At 35.8% G+C, this 18658-nt stretch carries 10 protein-coding genes; 2 read left to right on the top strand and 8 right to left on the bottom strand.

Going from position 1 to position 18658, the window contains the following annotated elements:
- Positions 1-98 precede the first annotated feature (98 nt).
- Positions 99-1067: a helix-turn-helix transcriptional regulator gene (locus tag BED47_RS06905; RefSeq protein WP_069033038.1), complete on the bottom strand. Its 969-nt coding sequence runs from the start codon at positions 1065-1067 to the stop codon at positions 99-101.
- Positions 1068-1337: 270 nt separating this feature from the next.
- Between BED47_RS06905 and BED47_RS06900 the strand changes: the two genes are divergently transcribed.
- Entirely contained in the window at positions 1338-1817 is a 480-nt protein-coding gene (locus BED47_RS06900; protein WP_069033037.1) for a hypothetical protein, read from the top strand.
- A gap of 57 nt (positions 1818-1874) precedes the next feature.
- Positions 1875-2351, top strand: coding sequence for a GyrI-like domain-containing protein (locus tag BED47_RS06895; RefSeq protein WP_069033036.1), 477 nt, complete (start codon positions 1875-1877; stop codon positions 2349-2351).
- 304 nt (positions 2352-2655) lie between these two features.
- Here BED47_RS06895 and BED47_RS06890 read toward each other — a convergent pair whose 3' ends face one another.
- The 7 genes from BED47_RS06890 to BED47_RS06860 all read right to left on the bottom strand — a co-directional run bounded on the left by BED47_RS06890 (position 2656) and on the right by BED47_RS06860 (position 18462).
- Positions 2656-3363, bottom strand: coding sequence for a response regulator (locus BED47_RS06890; protein WP_069033035.1), 708 nt, complete (start codon positions 3361-3363; stop codon positions 2656-2658).
- Positions 3360-4961: a DcuS/MalK family sensor histidine kinase gene (dcuS, locus tag BED47_RS06885; RefSeq protein WP_069033034.1), complete on the bottom strand. Its 1602-nt coding sequence runs from the start codon at positions 4959-4961 to the stop codon at positions 3360-3362. Before dcuS ends, BED47_RS06890 begins: the two co-directional genes overlap by 4 nt.
- A gap of 270 nt (positions 4962-5231) precedes the next feature.
- Positions 5232-6941, bottom strand: coding sequence for an NAD-dependent malic enzyme (locus BED47_RS06880; protein ID WP_069033033.1), 1710 nt, complete (start codon positions 6939-6941; stop codon positions 5232-5234).
- Positions 6942-7166: 225 nt separating this feature from the next.
- Positions 7167-8135, bottom strand: coding sequence for a 2-keto-3-deoxygluconate permease (locus BED47_RS06875; protein WP_069033032.1), 969 nt, complete (start codon positions 8133-8135; stop codon positions 7167-7169).
- Between the two features lie 274 nt (positions 8136-8409).
- Positions 8410-9657, bottom strand: coding sequence for a helix-turn-helix domain-containing protein (locus BED47_RS06870; RefSeq protein ID WP_069033031.1), 1248 nt, complete (start codon positions 9655-9657; stop codon positions 8410-8412).
- 147 nt (positions 9658-9804) lie between these two features.
- Complete coding sequence (locus BED47_RS06865) at positions 9805-13950, bottom strand: S8 family serine peptidase (protein ID WP_069033030.1); 4146 nt, start codon at positions 13948-13950, stop codon at positions 9805-9807.
- A 351-nt stretch (positions 13951-14301) separates the two neighbouring features.
- Positions 14302-18462, bottom strand: coding sequence for a S8 family serine peptidase (locus BED47_RS06860; RefSeq protein ID WP_069033029.1), 4161 nt, complete (start codon positions 18460-18462; stop codon positions 14302-14304).
- Between the last annotated feature and the right edge of the window lie 196 nt (positions 18463-18658).

Here is an 18658-nt window from a genome sequence, read left to right as displayed (position 1 = left end):
GTAACATATGCATGCGTTAGCCATCCATGAATCCTCAGATTCACAACAGTGAATGAAAGTTTATATCGTACTCCCATTTTAAATATCTAAGATAAAACTCAAGGAAATCGTAAATTGACTAAACGCTCTTCCAAAATCACCCGCAGCTCATTAGGAATCCTCTCAAACTCGACCCCTTTCCCCAAAAACAAAAGCCAATCCGCATAATACTCTAGCGCCTCAACATCGGTTACATCCAACTGTACATTGAAAATCCCACTCGACTGAAACATCCCAGTTAATGACAAAACAATTCCCGGCGGGTGCATACGTTTAAAGCGCTGAATACCGGTCGTATCAAGTTTTACTACAAGATTAGACTCACGTGCAAAAAGCCGTTTTTTGTTTAAAATCTCTTGCTCAGACCATTTCATCTCCTTCTCAGAAATTGCCGAATCCCGCAGCATATCAACAGGTAAATAATGAAACTCATCCGAATCAAAATCATAAACCTCAACCAGCCACTGAGCGTTCGAGTTAAAAATGTGTAGTAAAAAAACGTCCATCAACTGCGGCCAGCCAGGAGTCATCTCATAAGTCACGCGTAAATGTTTATCCCGTACTGCAAGAGAAATCAATTGGTTCAGCTCTTCAGGCGCAGCATCATCGAGCTCCAAAAGATTCGGATTGGCAGGATTTGTATTTTCAAAAAGCAAAATATTATTCAGCTCGATCAACTCGTCTTGCTGGGTTTGGGACGCGATGCCGATGAGTTTTTCAGTGATTGAGCGGCGATTTTGCAGATAAGGCAGCTGCGAATTTTTCGAGGCGATAAAGCTGATAAACATCGCCTTCAGCTCTTCTGCCGTGAAGCGGGTTGCGGGCAGATACTGATTTTGTATGACAAAGTAGCCACCACCACGACCAATCTCGGACGTCAGTGGAAATCCCATAGACTGAATCTCGTTAATGTCGCGGATCGCCGTTGCGCGGGATATCTTGAACTCTCGCTGAATTTCAGCAATCGTAAAATGTGCGCGATTATTTATGTAACGCATGATCAGGTTTACTCGTTCTATTTTCTTCATATTTTTATTGTATCAAAAATGTATCAAATAAATAACAGTAATAACAGATTTACATTAATTATTGAAAATGTAAAATGAACAAAAATCAAAAATACTTAATAGTTCAATCAGCAAAGCAGCTTGTGCTGATCAGCTCTCTAAAAAAATATGTAAAGGGAAAAGTTAGTAAAACTTTATTTATTTGATCTTCGAAAAACAGTATCATTTTTTGATACATTTGGCTATTAGAATCAATCTTGTAAAAAATAAATCCACAAAGGAGAGAATATAATGTCTAAATACTCAATCAAAACAATCACAGAAAACTACAAAATGACTGCTTTCGGTGTTTCGCTTGAAGACTACAATGACTGGGCAGGTAATGCTGCAAAAACTGCAGCGAAAAAAGCCGAAATTACTGAAAATGGCAAGCTAGCTGAACTTCTCGCGCTTGCTGACGGGCAAGAATATCAAATCAACTATGCTATCGAACACAAGGCTTGGCGCGGATTTGGCGTGATGGGTGAGTTCGACGTGGAAGGCGCGGTCGTCCTCGACTTCCTTGCTGGAGACTATCTCGTCGTGCCTGGCACAAGCACTGACAAAAATCGCCTTGCTGACGAAATCACAGGCAAGGTTTTCAGCGGCATGTTGCAAGAAATCACAGACTACAAATACGTTGGACCTGGTAACTCAACATTCGTCAAATCAGCTGAAAACGGTGAATTCTACGGCGAAATGTGGCTTCGTGTAAAAAAAGTAGAAGTCTAAACTCTGCTAAATTTGTCAAAATTAAAAAAACAAGATCTGAAAAAAAGGAGTACTCACATGGAAAATTACACACTTGAACATAAAAAATCGTTCACATTGACCGCTTATGGTTTTTCAATCCAGTCGAATTTCCAAGACATGCAAGCTATGCAAAAGGAAAAAGCTGAGTTTTGGAGTATTCTTAAGGCTGACGGACGTTTTGATAAGCTCAAAGACGCAGCAAAAGACGATCGCGAATGGTCAGTCAACGAAGTTTATCAAGGAAAACCTTGGAATTATTTTGCAGTAGAAGCTGGTAAATCAGTGTCTGATGCAACACGCATCATCGAATTCCCAGAGAGCGAATACATCGTGGTCGCAGGAAATGGCGATAAGGAAACTTTGTTTGATCAGCTAACATACCGTGCTTTTGGCGAAGTCTTGACCCAAGTCACTGACTATGCGTACGTTGGTGGTCCAAACGCGACTTATCGCAAAGATAACGGCGACGGCACTTTCTACGGCGAATTTTGGGTACCTGTGGTTAAAAAATAATAAGAAAAATCATGTAAAATAGTATTTTTTCAGTTTGTTATCAAAGCCTCGATTTTTCGGGGCTCTTTATTAGTTAATTCGATTCTTCCACATGTTTATGTATTTGGCTAGTAAGAAAAATAGGCTCGTTCATGGCTTAGACAACTCTATTGTAGCTAAAATTATGGTTAATCTGTAAAATGGTAGGGTTGGTTTAAGCACCCACGCTACCATTTTCTATTTTAATCTATTTGCTATTTCTTAAGTAAATTATTAATAAGCGAGAACAACCACCGGCTTCTACACTTAATTCAGTCATAAACACTTACAGAAAATTTTTTATTAAGTACTCGTTAATTTGGTTATATTCATGCTGGTAAACTGGTCTTCCGATGGTTCCATATATAACCTTTACATTAAGGATTCCTAAATCCTTTAAGAAGTTCATATACTTTCTCGCTGATACCCTTGAAATGCCTACAACATTTGCCACTTCTTCGGTGGAAAACGGCACCTCCTTCAATTCCTGAACTGCTTCCCATATTTGCTTTAAAGTATCCTTAGTTAACCCTTTTGGCAGCTCTTCAATTATTGTAGTTTCATCCCTGTGTAAAAGATAATTATCGAGCTCTTGTTGGCTGACTGTTTCCAGTTTATCGGTAAACCGGGTCTTTTGCTGATAGCTAACAAGAGCAGCATTGAACCTTTCAAATTCAAAAGGCTTTATTAAATAATCGACAACCCCATACCTTAATGCCGTTTTGATTCGCTCTAGATCAGAAGCTGCTGAAATAATAATTACATCAACTTCAAGTTCATTTTTCCGGAGGTACGTCAATAACTCTAACCCATGTTTGCCCGGCATAAAAATATCCAGAAGTATAAGGTGTATATCTTGCTTTCTAAGCACAAGGATCGCATCATCGACTGAATTGGCTATTTTAGTTAAACGGAAGCCATCAATCTTAGAAAGGTATTGTTTATTGATTTCCGCCACCATAGGGTCGTCTTCTACAATCATTACATTGATCATGCCTTTTCATCCTCTGCTTTATAAGGTATATAAACCGCAAAATTCGTTCCCTTTCCCGGCTTAGAAGAAATGATTAGGTCCCCTTCAAGTCTTTCAATACCCTGAGCTAAAAGATATAGTCCGACCCCACGGTTATCTCCTTTCGTGGAGAAGCCTTTATCGAATATTTTATTTTGTATTGCTTTTGTCATTCCCATACCTGTATCCTTAACCTCGATTGTTAAAATATCCTCTGCGTAGTCAAGCTTTAAGTCAACTTTTTTGACAGGACTGTTCGCGATCGCTTCCATTGCATTATCGACAAGGTTTCCAATAATCGTTATGAGTTCTTGAGTGATTTCCGGATTCACAGGCTGGGGGATCTTGTTTGTGCAATCAAATGATAGTGATGCACCTGATTCTCTTGCAAAGCTTAGCTTGCCAATCAAAAATCCAGCTAGAACCGGATCCAGGACATTCTTTGTTACAAAACCCATTTCCATTTCCCGATGGTTAACCGTTTCACTCACATAGTTCGCAAGTGTGTCGTATTGTTCGGTACGGACTAGGCCAAGAATAACATGCATCTTATTCATGAATTCATGGGCATGGGCACGAAGGGCATCCGCATAATTACGCACCCCTGTGAGCTGTTCGGCCAATAACTGAACTTCCGTTTTATCACGGAATGTAGCGATTGCTCCAACCGGTTGATTATCCACCACTACTGGCACCCTGTTTACCAAAATAGTAACCCCATGCAGATCCTGTTCCTGATCAACCTCGGTTTCTCCAGACTGCAAAATACGGGTTAAGCGGGTCTCAGGTAAATAATCTTCTATTTTGAGTCCTTTTGGATTCCCTTTTAGGCCGGCTTTTTTAAAAAGCTTTTGTGCAGCCCTGTTTACAAGGGTAATTTTTCCTTCTTGGTCAATGGCTATAATTCCCTCACGCACCGACTGGAGCATGGAACTCCGCTCTTCAAGTAGCTTAGCTATAGCGAACGGCTCGAGGCCCAATAAGATTTTTTTGATAAACCTGGCTAAGCCCACCGCACCGGTTACCCCGATTAATATTCCGATTATTGTCCCAATCATCATCCCCATCCGACCTTTATGTACAGCCTTCGTTACGTTTTCCAAAGAAATCCCAACCGCAACAGCGCCGATTTGTTTTCCATTTGAATTCATTATTGGTGTAAATGCCCGCATGGAGGGCCCGAGAATCCCCTTTGAGATAGATACATACTCTTTCCCTCGAAGGACTGGTCCTTCATCTCCTCCCCTAAATCTCTTTCCAACTTCACTGGGATCCGGATGGGAAAGCCGGATTCCTTTCATATCCATGACAACAACAAAGTTAACATGCGTTAAATCTTTTATTTGATTAGCAAAAGCTTCTATTTCTGTCGAATTTGTTTTCCCCTCAAGAGACCCAATTACTTGCGGGTTAAGAGACACGATTTTTGCAATATTGAGTACCTTTTCTTTCTGTGTCTCTTCCACACTGGAAGTAATTCTCTTACTGATTAGCAAATCGGTTATACCTAGTGACAAAGCGACAACAAGGCATACAAAAATAATAATGATGGCTTGTAAACTATATCTGCCCTTTTTCATAATCTCCTCCAGGTTATCTGCTTAATTATAGTATGAATAAGGTTTATCCATTACATACTAAGAGACCGCAACGCTCTCTTGAAGAGCTTTGCAGTCTCTATATTAAATCAACTTATTAGTAAAATTTCACCCGCCACGATTTGGTTAAGCAAGGTGGTAAAGAAATAAAGATGGCGTCAACATAAAACAATTGCTCCATCTTTATTTTTTTCAATATTTAGGCTCTGTATTATTAATAAGGACTAACTTTATTTGCTATCCCCTTGACTTCTATACTTCTAAAGCTATACTCTTAATTTCTTTATACTCAGCTTTCCACATAGCATCTTCAATCGCATTTTCAACATCTTGAATATCTGCTCTTGCAATTCCTTCGTGTATAGCTGCATAGGCTACTTCAATGGCTACGTATTTTGAGACTTCATGTAGCTTTTCAATAGATGGCAGCAGGGATGCTCCAGGTTTACTAGTGTCAGACATACTTGCAACCGCATAAGCAGCAGCTGCAAACATTCCTTTTGAGATCACTTCAGCTTTTGCAACAATCGCCCCCAAACCTAGGCCAGGAAATACAAATGCATTATTTGACTGTCCAATTTCATGGGAAACACCTTTGTATTCTACATTGGCAAACGGGCTACCTGTTGCAATTAGAGCCTTACCATCGGTCCACTTAATCAGGTTTTCCGGCACTGCTTCAGTCAATGCAGTCGGATTGGACATAGGCAAGATGATAGGTCGGTCAACGTGCTTGGCCATTTCTTTAATAATTTCTTCAGTGAACGCGCCGGCTTGTCCTGAAGTACCAATCAGGATTGTTGGTTTCACCCTTTGAACTACTTCCATTAATGAAATGATCCCTTCCTCATTCTTATCCCAATCCTTAACTTCATCCACCTTTCTTGCATAAGGCTTCTGGAAGTGCAGAACATCTGGTGTTTCATCTGTTAATAGACCCCGATAGTCTACAGCCCAGAAACGATCAAAGGCTTCTTCTCTGGTCGATCCTTCTAGAACCATGACATCTGCCATTTGGTCTGCGTTACCGATGCCAGCAGCTCCTGGTCCAAAGACAACAATGCGCTGGTCCTTCAAGGATTCTCCTGTTACTTTCAAAGCAGACATAATAGCAGCAAGGGTAACAGCACCTGTCCCTTGAATGTCATCGTTGAAGGTTAGGATTTTGTCTCCATATTTGTCCAAGATATTTCGTGCATTCACGTTGCCAAGGTCCTCCCAGTGAATGAGAACTTCTGGAAAGAACTTCCTTGCAGTCTGAACGAATAAATCAATGAATTGATCATAACGATTACCTCGGACACGTGCGAATTTGTTGCCGATATACATAGGATCTGCAATCAAAGCCTGATTGTTCGTGCCAACATCCAACACGATTGGTAGAACACGGTTTGGATCAATACCTGCTGCAGCCGTGTACACGGCAAGTTTACCAATCGCTATATTAATACCGCCTATCCCTTGGTCCCCAATACCAAGAATGCTTTCAGAGTCGGTCACGACAATTAAATCAACACCATTTTTTGGTTTTCCAAGATTATAAAATGCCTTTTCAATCCCCTCAGGATTATCGATTGAAAGATATAAGCCATCTGACCGTCGGTATCTATGGGAGTATGACTGGATTGCATCGCCGACAGTAGGAGTGTAGATGATTGGGAGCATTTCTGCCAGGTGTTCTTTCAAAAGGCGGTAAAACAAGACAACATTACGGTTATATAAATCATAAAGCAGCCCGTTTTTGAATAGATTGGTCGTCCGCATCGAATATTGTTCATAAACCCTATTAACTTGTTCATCAAGGGTTATTACTTGTGGAGGTAACAGACCTTCAAGCCCAAGTTCTTCCCTTTCCTCTTTCGTAAAAGCTGTTCCTTTATTCAAAAAAGGATTTGAGAGAACTTCTTTTCCTTTTATTGTAGTTATAATAACATTCTCGGGTACACTCTCAAGTACATTCATGGTGTTTCCTTCCTTCTATCTTAAATTAGCTATTTTAGACAATACCGAAACCATGTTAATAAAATTTTCCTTATCCTACTATTTCTTTAACTAAAAACCCTTTTTTGTAACTAAAAAAAGCAGAAAGTGAAACGGCTGACTGCTTTTTCTTTGTTTCTTTTTCAATTTGGCTTAAAAGCTCCGGAAGCATGATGGCCAGGATTACAGTAAATTTTTACTTTATTGTCATGATGCTCTTGCAATTGATTTGTTAGCTTTTTTCTTTTCGGACATTTTAAATACATAATTAACAATAATAGGGCATACTATTGCTGATATTACACATGCTGCTGCAACTTGCGCAGTAGCTCCTGGTGCTATGGCAGCTAAGGTTGGATCTGCTGCTGCAACAACAGCTGGTGTAGCTACAGCATTCCCTGCAGTTGACCCTGTTGCTAAACCAACGATCGGATTTTCTTTAAATAACTTTAATAGTACATAAGCTCCAATTCCAGTGAATGCAGCTATTAATCCTAGTAATATCCCAGGACCTCCAGCTTTTATAATAGTTGAAAGATTCATTCCTGCACCTAATGGGAATGAGAAGAATGGGATTAATAATAATTTACTGCTTCCAAGGAACTTTCTCATATCAGAATCAATATTTCCTAAGATCATTCCTATTACGATTGGAATTAATACTCCTATAAGTGTTTGAAAAGGGATTGTGGCAAGACCAGATGCACCTAATGCAACTAATGTAAAAAATGGACCATCTTTTAAAGAAAATAAAGCATATGCGCCTACATCGGTTTCGTCTCCATATGATGAAGCAAGAGATGCATATAATCCGCCATTTGCATTTAATAATGCTGCTAGGATCGCTAATGGTGATAATCCTAATATTCCGGCAGGCCCAAAAAGTATTGCTACAGTTATACCGATACCTGCACCCACTATAAATTTTCCTGTTAATAATATTGCACCTTTTTTTAATGCCTTTGGTGCTAATTTGAAATTAATTTGTGAACCAATTAAAAACATAAAACACGCCAAAATGGTAGACGATGCTTCTTTACTAAATAATGCCGTTGTAAAACTTCCAATTTGTAAAAATTGTGGGAAAAAGGTATTCGTTAATACTCCTAAAAAAAGTGGAACAACCATCAGACCACCTGGAATTTTATCAAGCGTTTTCTTAATTGGAATTTGCATTTTTAACCCTCCTAAAATAGTTTTATCATCTCGAATGAATCCATTGTTTTACCAATCGCTCAAATAATTGTAGAAAGCGGTTCCATTTTTCTTGCATGATGTACTATGTTTTGTTACCTGTCTATCATATTCTGATGAAAAGTATTTTCATAGTTTATGAAAGTTTTGTAATCCTTTTTGTAAATAAAAAAAGTAAGCAGTTTCAATAACTACTTACAAAAAGTTTTTTATTAGGTGTTCATTGGACCACATGAATAATTCCCCACCCGGTAAATCATAATGATCGAAATTCACATTCTAATTCAATAGCTTTCTTATATTGTTTATTAGCAATTAAATGCTTATATAATTTTTTTCCATATTGATTATAGTATGAAATATTATTTGTTAATTTAAATTGTGGAATTGCTATATCATTTAAGTATTGATAATATTGAATTTGGTTATTTTCACAACACAGTTTTAAAAGTTTAAATAAAGTAATATGAATTGAACTATTATTTTTTTCTGCTAATTTTATTCCTTCATTAGTAAGCTCTAAAAGTTCATCTTTAGGTAATAACCTACCCTCCAAACAAGTCTCAGTATAATTATAATATCTCCTTAAATAATAAACTGATGTCTTATCTGTTAATTGAAGTGATCGTTCAATGTAATGCGCAGCATTTTCAAAATCTCCTCTTTTAAAATAACTTATACCTAAATTATTTAATAATATCGCTTTTTGATTACTTGCCCCAACACTGTCACAATTCCAGATTAAGTCCTTATATTTTTCAACAATCTTTACAAAACTTATTTCTTGTTCCTTTTCATATTGAATTAAAATAAGGATTTGTGCATTTATAGACTGTACATAATTATGAGTAGCATTGAAATAATGTAGTGCTTTTTTCGCATTTATATAGACTAATAGATTCTCTCCTGCATAATGATAGGATAGTGCAAAATGATAGTAAACTTCCTTATTTTTATATTCTTTAAGATTTATTTGATTTAAAATCCCTACCGCAGCTCGTAAATCTACACTCGTCGTTGACCTATATATGCTTAAATAATAGATTGCTTTAATATGTAACAGAAAGTTTTTTTCATATTCAGACAGATTTTCACTATACTTTCTCTCAACAGAATTTATTATTTTTAGTGATTGCTTTAAATTATTTTTCCAAAGATAATATCTAGCTAATATTAAAAGATTTCTTACTACGTATTGAGATGATGAGATAAATGGGATCTGTTCTAATTTTTGTATAATCTCGTCGACTTTATTTGAGTTGTGCATAATTAATGCATTGTTTAACTCTTCTAAGTAATTTTCAATCATATGATACGAATTAAGCTTTTCGTTTATATCAATCCCTAATCGTTCTGATAATAAGGCTAAAATCTTAGAAGATAAACTAACTCTCCCACTTTCAATTCTACTTAAATGAGATTTTGAGCAAATCCCTTCGCAAAGCTCATCCTGGCTAAATCCTTTTTCCTTCCTATAATATTTAATGATTTCTCTTTCAAACATTACTTCTCCCCCAAGTTATCTTTTAGAAATAATAAAATCAGCTTTAACCATGATGTTCAATCTCTAAATCTTGCCATACTATCTAATTAGAATAAAAGCACGCTTATGTTAAAAGCGTGCTTTATGCCTTGAAGTAAAATTTATAAATTATTGAATTCCTAACTCAATTTTGATATCTGCTAATGTTTTCCCCTTATATTTTTTAGCTGGTTTTGGAGCGTTATCAACAGCTGTACTTTGCAATAAATAGTTCTTTTCTACATAAGCAAAATCTTTCGCATCAACTGTTCCATCAAAATTGATGTCTGCTGAGCGTTTGTTCGTTCCCCAGTACGTTTCAATAGCTAAAGCATCATTAATATCGATCACATTATCTTTATTTATATCTCCAGCTGTTGCAGTATCTACTGTTTCAGTTCCTAGTCTCAATTTATAACCATAGATGAATCCATCGATTGTGTTATATGCAGTATCAAATTTTCCATAAGTTGTAAAGTGTCCAGGAATATCCGTAACAACTGTAAATGCATCCTTCGTTACTGGTAAACCACCGATCGTAAACTGACCTCTTGAATCCATTGTACCAGTGTATTTTTTTCCTTTACTATCTACCACTGTTACATTTGCACCAAGTTTCGTATAATCGATATATTTTAATGTTCCGTCTGCATTATTGAAACTCTCAGGATGAATATAACCAATGACACTTGAGGTATTTGATAAAATATTGATTGGTACAATAGCTGTAAGTGGTTTTGTCACTACATTATCTACACTTGTAAATGTTGAATTAACACTATAAAAACTAGAATAATTATACACATCATTTAATTCTGGTATTTTAATCGTTACATCAACCATTGGAATATCGCCAGATACATCTTGTGTACCATCAAATGTCACATCTACATTTGATTTAACTGTTGTACTTGAAAGATTTGTTGTCGTTACATTTAATTGCCCACCAAGTTTTTTTGCTTCAGGGTTTAAAGCAATATTGACAATATTTGTATCTAACGTACTCGTCGTAAAATTATAATTAGCTTTCTGTAATTTCGCTAGATTATTTGCCGTTAAAGTTACTGTAATTTTGTCCCCAACTTGAGCATTTACTTGATTTAATCTTGTCGCGACATTTGCTTGTCCGTAAACATAAGGTGTACCTTCTTTAACAAATAGGTATTGCTTCATTCCGTTGAAATTTGTTGCTTGATCTACTCCAGCAAAACGAACATTTAAAACTGATAAATTTGGTTGCATCGCAATTTCATCTTTTGCTTTTCCATTTTCATCAAGTGAAAGCTTACCTGTAAGATAAAAACTATTGTAATAATAACCAATATAGTTTTGAGATTGATCAGCCTTTAAACCAATTGCTTTCATTTGATCGACAATTTTATCATTAATTGAAGCTGTAATAGGAATTGTTTTTTGTTCTGGCTTATATTCAATAAATGGATTACCAGGTTTTTCACCTTGTACTTGGACATCAAATTGATTTGGCATTGTATTATCAACGAATAAATCTTGTGCAATCGTAAAAGCTTTATCATTATCATCATAACCAATCAATTTCATTTTGTAGTGACCTTCTTTTGCTTTAACTGGTTTATTGTCAAAAGGACTACTTGAATCGGTTGTAAATGGATAATAGTATCCCATAAACGGTTGAATATTATATTGAACACCTTCATTATAGGCTACTCCATCGAATGCATTTGAAATTCCTAAGTCCTCACCGGTTGTCGCATCAGTTAGTACCGCGTAAATATATCTCATGTGCGATTTTAACGTAAAATTAGCCGTTAAGTAAGGCGAATATAATGGTGCAGATAGATTATTTCGATCAGTTGAAATTGATTGACGACTAAGGTTCAAGCTTTGGAATCCTTGTTCAACATAATGCACACCAAATGGAATTCGATAAGTTTCTATTGGATTATCTTTATTTGTAAAGACAACATAACCTTCGTAAATTCCTTTATCTGCCGTTTTAGGTATATTTAACGCTATATTTAGTTTCTTTTGGCTAACCCCTTTTAATGTAACAGATGTAGGCGCTTGAACGGTAACTCCATTTGCTACGGCAACTTTCGAACCTCGTATATTTGATTGATAATTTACTTGAATATTAAACGTTTTTGTTTTTTCTCCTCTATTCAGCAGTGTTACTGTACGAGTATCTGAAAGATCAGATCCATTGTAAGCCTTATTCCCGAAGCTAAGTGCACCAGTATCAATATTAATTTGTTCCACTTCTCCATTAATAATTGTAGGTGTACTTTCTTTTACTTTTATTTCAATTGTAGAATGAATTGCGTTATAAGGATTAATGCGACCTGCGCCTTCTTCAAATACGGAGTAAGGCTGACTTAACGAATCTGCTGTATTCATTAAAATCGATTTAATATCTTCAGGTTGTAAATCTGGATTTGCTTGTTTTAATAAGGTAGCAACGCCTGTCGTGAAAGGTGTTGCCATCGACGTACCTGACATACGTTCATATGCATATTGGTAGTTGGTTGGATCGTTTGGACTATGAATAAAGCCAGGTACCGTTGATAAAACACTTACACCCGGAGCTGTAATTTCAGGTTTTATTTCATAATTTACTCGAGTAGGTCCTCTAGAGCTAAAATCAGCTAAGTTATCACCTTTTGTTGATAACTGTCCTAAATCACTAAATGAAAACTTTGTATTACCTGATGTAATTTTTTGCTGTAGTGCAAGCCCATCAGCATTTGTTAAATTAAAAGATGGGATAAAATCAGTACCCTCACCTAAGTAGTAAGGCAAATATCCTTCATCTGGATTGTTATTGTAAATAAGAATTGCTGCAGCACCTTTTAATTTAGCTTGTAATATTTTATCGTTAATTGTACTTGTTCCACGCGCAACGAGTACCACTTTACCGGTTACATTTAGATTATTATAATTGCTTGCTTGTCCAATTCCAGGAATATTGACAATGTCGTAAGTATTGCTTAACAAAGTTGAAATATCATCACTAAAGTTTTTTGCTAATAAACGCATGTCCGAATTGGCTGTGTCAAGATGACCCTTCATTGTTGGAATTTGTGAAGGTACATCACTTGCTCCTACTGTTAAAGCTAAAGCTGCTCCACCAGGCGAACCGACTGTATACATTCCGTTTCCAGAATTCCCGGCAGCAACCACTGCTGTCACTCCGCTTAACACTGCATTATTAATTGCAATAGCTTCTGGGAATAACGGGTCATTATAGTTCGCACCTAATGAAAGATTCATTACATCCATTCCATCAGCTACAGCTTGATCAATCGCAGCAATAATGTTCTCAGTAGTACCACTTCCACCTGGGCCAAGAACACGATACACATATAAATCTGCATCTGGTGCTATTCCAGTTGTTGCATAGTTGCTATTATTTTTCCCTTGACCTACAATCATTCCAGAAACATGTGTACCATGTTCTGTAACATATGAAGCAGCCCCAGTACTTCCACCTGGCTTACCTGCTTTTATCCAATCAGCATATGTTGTTTCCATTGGATCATTATCGTTATCAACGAAATCATATCCACCTTTAAATGCATCTTTAATATCTGGATGATTATAATCAACACCCGTATCAAGTACGGCTACTTTAACTCCCTTACCTGTATATCCTTCATCATGAAGTTTATCGATATTTAAATAAGATCGTTCTGCAGCCATTCCTTGTCCTTGAGCTTCTTTTGAAGGTTGTGCTTCACTTGTTGGCTCTTCTACTTTAACAGTTGAATCACTGTATATTGCTTGAACTGCATCTGATTTCAATAAATCCTTAACCTTATTTGCAGGTACTTCTAGTGCTACACCATTAAATGCATCTTTATATTGACGTTTGATTTTAAAGCTTCCTTCTGACTTTGTTTTAAAATTAGCGGCTAAATCCTTTTTAAATGTCGAATGATCTAATTCAACATTCGCTTTTGCTTGCTCATTAGATAAACTTTCCCCTTTTACTGCTGCTTCTAAAACAGCTGCTTTTTGAGGTTTGTTTTTAAATTGAACAATAACAGACACCTTACTAGAACTCTCTAGATTCACGTTTGAATCTAAAAATAAACCAGATTGATCATTTGTCGAAAGTTTTTCTAGTGCTTGTCTTTGTGCCGGACTTAAATTAGCTAAAATCGTTTCGGCTTTTGAAAGGCTTTCAGCTTTTGTAACGTTTGTTACAGGTCCGAGTGGAGCTAAAACAACACTTGATGATAAGGCAATTGCAGCAAAGCTTTTTGACATCTTACTATTTGGTGCAAGTTTTCTCATAATCTTTCCTTTACCCCCATTTTTCTCTCTAGTAATAACGAATAAATCACTAACACTAGTAGTCTATTTATCAGTACTAGAAACTACTAAATTTGACAAAATATTTTGTCTATAATTAGTTTAAATTTTCTGCCTACTTATTTGTTAAACGGAATATTTAACAGGTATTTAAAATTCGTGAAATTCTAGATAGGGTAATGATTCATTTAGAAATATATTTTTGAGACGAGAGCAATTAGAAACTTTATTTAATTGTCTTCAAGCGATACAAAACTCAACATAGAATCACAATTTCTGCAAAATAAAAGCACCCTCTAAAAATAGAGGATGCTTTCTAAAAATAGTATTCTTTTACTCTAAACCTAATTGACTTAAAATGCTCTCTAATGTAGCTCCTTTATAAGTCGTTTTCGGCTTTGGCGCATTTGTTACTGTAGGGTTTTGTAATCCAAAGTTTTTGACAATATAATCCATATCATTTTTATCTACTACTTTATCAAAATTAAAGTCTGCAGACGCTTTATTTGTACCCCAGAATGTCTGTACAGCTAAAGCATCTAAAATATCAATGACATTATCTTTATTCACATCACCTGCAGCAGCTGTTGATATATTATATCCTATTCTCTTTCCTACCATTTCACCGCGAACATCGTCATATAATGTAAATTGTTTGTTCATTGTAAAGTGACCTGGAATATCTACTTTTAATGTATAAGGTTTTTCATCAGCTTTAAGTGTATTTGCAATATACTGACCATCCTTATTTAATGTAGGCTCTACAACTGTTTTACCATCATACGAAGTAACGGTTACTTTTGCTCCAAGTTTACTTTTATCAAGTGCATAGTTTAGACCACCAGTTAATGGATTTAATGCTCCCTCAGCTTGGATTGCACCATCTAATCTTGAATAGCTAGGTTTAATCGTAAAGCTTTCCATAAAAGCATATACTCCATTTGTTGTGACATTCGATTGATCAATCGTTGATGCACTCATTGTAAACCAATCATAAGGCACACTTTTCACATATATATTTGCAGTTTTTACATCAAAGTTAAATAGCGGCAGATCTTCCGGTAATGTTTTATTACCTAAATAATTAAACGTAATTGTATATAATGTTTTTGTTCCTGACGGTGTAGTATTGTACGAAACATTCGCATCACCATACTGTTTCACCTCATCATTTACAACTACATTATCAATTGAACCTTCACCATTAAATACTGGAATCGTAATTTTCGTTGTTTTTAAGTTTTTCACATTATTTGAACGAACAGTGAAATTTACTGTATCTCCATTTGTAATGTTCTGTTTATTTGCTTTTAGATAATAGTAAGGTAATGATTTGTCAACAAAAGCAACTCTGTACTTATTTGTAGCATTCAAATTAAAGTTTCTTGCTGCATCAAAACCATAAAATGATACTTCTAAAGGTTTATCTTGTTTCTTCACAAGGATCTTATCATGGTAATTGCCATTTATATCAGTATGAATTGGATTTGCAGGACGTGGACCGTTGTAAAACGAAACAACTGAATTACTTGACTGATCAACTGGGATTCCTAAGCGATTCGCTTCATCTGTTTCTGGATCATATAGATTGATATTAAAATCATATAAAAACTGTCCGTTTGCATCAAACTGACTATTATCATATTCAATTACTTTTTGATCTAATGAATCAAAGCTAGTCGTCATTTTTGGAGCTCCAGCTTCAAAAATGAAGTCTGATGCAGCAGAGAATGTTTTACCTTGTTCGTTACTTCCTACTAGTCTTAATTTATAATGTCCTGTTTTTGCAAATACTGGTTCGTTGCTAATCGGATTTTTTGAATCACCAGTAAATGGATAGTAAAGGTCATTAAACCCATAGAAATTAGTATAAACTTGGTCCTCATTTAAAGTGATTGGATTATAGGAACCAACTAATCCTAGATCTTCACCAGTTTTTGCATCTTGTAAGATAACATCTAACGTTTTCATATGTGTTTTTAATGAAAATTCGAATGCTAAGTTTGGATTTGCATTTGCTGACCAAATCGTATCAACACCAAATAATGGATTATCTATTTTAAATGATTTAATTCCTTCTTCTACAACACGTCCTCCAAATGGGATCTGGTATTGTTCTGTTGGATCAGCAGTGTTCGTAAACGTTACATAACCTTCATACGTACCTTTTTCAGCTGTTTTAGGAAAATTAAAGTTGAAATTAACTGATTTTTGACTAATTCCATTTAACTTAACGGATGTTGGCCCAGACAGTGTTACTCCATTTGCTGCAGCATCTTTAGATCCCCTTAATCCAGTTTGAAATTTTACATTTACGTTAAATGTTTTTGTTTTTTCACTACGATTCTTCAAAATAACGCTACGAGAGTCTGTAATATCTTGATCCTCAAATCCAATTGAGCCAAAGCTCATTCCACCTGTTAGTTCTTTGATCGATTTTTGCTTCCCATTAATAATTGATGGTGTTTGATCAACTACTTCTAATTCGACATTTGAGTGGATTGCTTCATATGCATCAACTCGTCCACTACCGATTTCAAATACACTATAATTCTTTGATAATGGATCCGCAGTATTCATCAAAATCGATTTTACATCTTCTGGTTGTAGGTCCTTATTAGATTGTAATAATAAAGCCGACACACCTGCTACATAAGGTGACGCCATTGAAGTACCAGATAAGCGCTCATAAGCATATTTATAATCTTCTGGTTTTGATCCATCCGCTACTTTATTATTTACAAAGAATGGAACTGTTGAAAGAATCGATACACCAGGTGCAGTTACTTCAGGCTTAATATCATAATTAACACGAGATGGTCCTCTTGAACTAAAAGTAGCTAACTCATCACCATTTGTTTTTAACTTTGTATAATCACCAAAAGTGAAATCAGTTTTACCTGCTTTTAACGCGGCTGCGATTGCTAAACCATCTTCATTCGAAACTGAAAATGCTGGAATTGCGTCTACAGATTCTCCAAGGAATGATTGAATTGGGCCTTCAGCTTTATTTGTTTCATCATTATACATTAATACTGCAATAGCACCTTTTGCTTTTGCGTTCTTTATTTTATCTATTAATCCAATAGATCCACGCTTAATGAATGCTATTTTTCCATTAACATCTTTCCCATTAAAGTCGGTTGTATTACCTAAGCCAACATCAACAAGTTGATAGCTTTTCCCTTTTAAAGTTGTTAAATCGTCGGAATAATTCCTTGCTAACTGTCTTAACGAATAATTCGCTCCATTTTGTACGCCAGCATATTGAAAAATGTCTAAAGCAATTGATGATGCTCCTACTGTTATAGGTAAAGCTGCAGCGGCTGGAGAACCTACTGTATACATTTGATCCCCTGTATTACCTGCTGCAACAACAGTTGTTACGCCGCTTAATACTGCATTATTAACAGCTACCGACGTTGCATAAAGGGGGTCATTTATTGTATTTCCTAGTGACATATTAATTACGTCCATACCATCATTTACAGCTCGGTCTATTCCGGCAATAATCCACTCAGATGTTCCACTACCACCTGGACCAAGAACTCTGTAAGAATAAAGATCTGCATCAGGAGCAGCTCCCATTGTTTTATATTCACTATCCGCTTTACCACGTCCACCAATAATACCAGCAACATGGGTACCATGTTCTGTATAGTAGTCTGCTCCATTTGAAGTACCAGGTTTTCCTGCTTTCACCCAATCAGCATAGGTTGTTTCCATTGGATCATTATCATTATTAACGAAATCATATCCACCTTTATATGCATCTTTCAAGTCTGGGTGATTGTAATCAATACCCGTATCCAAGCTTCCTACTTTAATTCCCTTTCCAGTAAAACCTTCCGCATGTAAGCGGTCTAATGCATCGTATGGAGTATAATTTGATACATTTGCTTCATCCGCTTTTAATTGTTCAGGCTTTGATTCAGCAGGCGGATCAATCGTAAATTTCTCATTACTCCATACTGATTTTACAGCGTTAGATTTTAATAGATTTTTAATTTGGTTTGCTGGTAAACTCATTGACACACCGTTAAATGCGTGTTTATATGAATGATTGATCTTGTAATCTACTTTTTTATTATTATCATTAACCAATACTTTCCCAACGTCTTGGCTAAATGTTTCGTGGTCTTTATCCACTAAGTTCTCTGCCTCAGATTTAGAAAGTTCTTTCCCCGCTACACTTGCTTCAATTTGTGCAACTTTAGCTGGTTTGTTTGAAAATTCAACAATGACAGATGTTTGGTTTGTTGATGTTAAATCGATTTTGGAAGAAATATTAAGTCCCGTTTGTTCATTTGTAGAAAATTGGTTGATTGCTGCTCTTTGGGCTGGAGTTAAATTAGCAAGCATATTATCAGCATTCGTGATACTACTTGCTTTTGTAACATTTGATACATGACCAAATGCCCCAATCATTACACTTGATGTTAATGCAAAAACTGCAACACTTTTAGAAATTTTACTTTTCCCTGCTTTTCTCATACCTTTCTCTTACCCCCATCTTTTCTTTAGTCATTTCTAGTAAGCTATTCAGAAATAGTTACATATTTAGACAATCTATTTGTCTATAATAATTTTAAATTTTCTGCTTATTTAATCATAATAGGGATTATTTAATTGGTATTTAAATATCACGAAAACCCATGTAGGGTAAGTATGTATTATAAAATTTATTTTA

It is taken from the genome of Gottfriedia luciferensis (assembly GCF_001712755.1).
Lineage (GTDB): Bacteria > Bacillota > Bacilli > Bacillales > Bacillaceae_G > Gottfriedia > Gottfriedia luciferensis_B.
The sequence above is the reverse complement of the archived record's forward strand: the minus strand, read 5'-3'. Positions and strand labels throughout refer to the sequence as shown.

Bases quoted from the DNA above. Each gene is read 5' to 3' on its own strand.
- BED47_RS06900 (WP_069033037.1), top strand. From the start codon at position 1,338: ATGTCTAAATACTCAATCAAAACAATCACAGAAAACTACAAAATGACT.
- BED47_RS06870 (WP_069033031.1), bottom strand. From the start codon at position 9,657: ATGTTTGAAAGAGAAATCATTAAATATTATAGGAAGGAAAAAGGATTT.
- BED47_RS06860 (WP_069033029.1), bottom strand. From the start codon at position 18,462: ATGAGAAAAGCAGGGAAAAGTAAAATTTCTAAAAGTGTTGCAGTTTTT.
- dcuS (WP_069033034.1), bottom strand. From the start codon at position 4,961: ATGAAAAAGGGCAGATATAGTTTACAAGCCATCATTATTATTTTTGTA.
- BED47_RS06890 (WP_069033035.1), bottom strand. From the start codon at position 3,363: ATGATCAATGTAATGATTGTAGAAGACGACCCTATGGTGGCGGAAATC.
- BED47_RS06895 (WP_069033036.1), top strand. From the start codon at position 1,875: ATGGAAAATTACACACTTGAACATAAAAAATCGTTCACATTGACCGCT.
- BED47_RS06880 (WP_069033033.1), bottom strand. From the start codon at position 6,941: ATGAATGTACTTGAGAGTGTACCCGAGAATGTTATTATAACTACAATA.
- BED47_RS06875 (WP_069033032.1), bottom strand. From the start codon at position 8,135: ATGCAAATTCCAATTAAGAAAACGCTTGATAAAATTCCAGGTGGTCTG.
- BED47_RS06865 (WP_069033030.1), bottom strand. From the start codon at position 13,950: ATGAGAAAACTTGCACCAAATAGTAAGATGTCAAAAAGCTTTGCTGCA.
- BED47_RS06905 (WP_069033038.1), bottom strand. From the start codon at position 1,067: ATGAAGAAAATAGAACGAGTAAACCTGATCATGCGTTACATAAATAAT.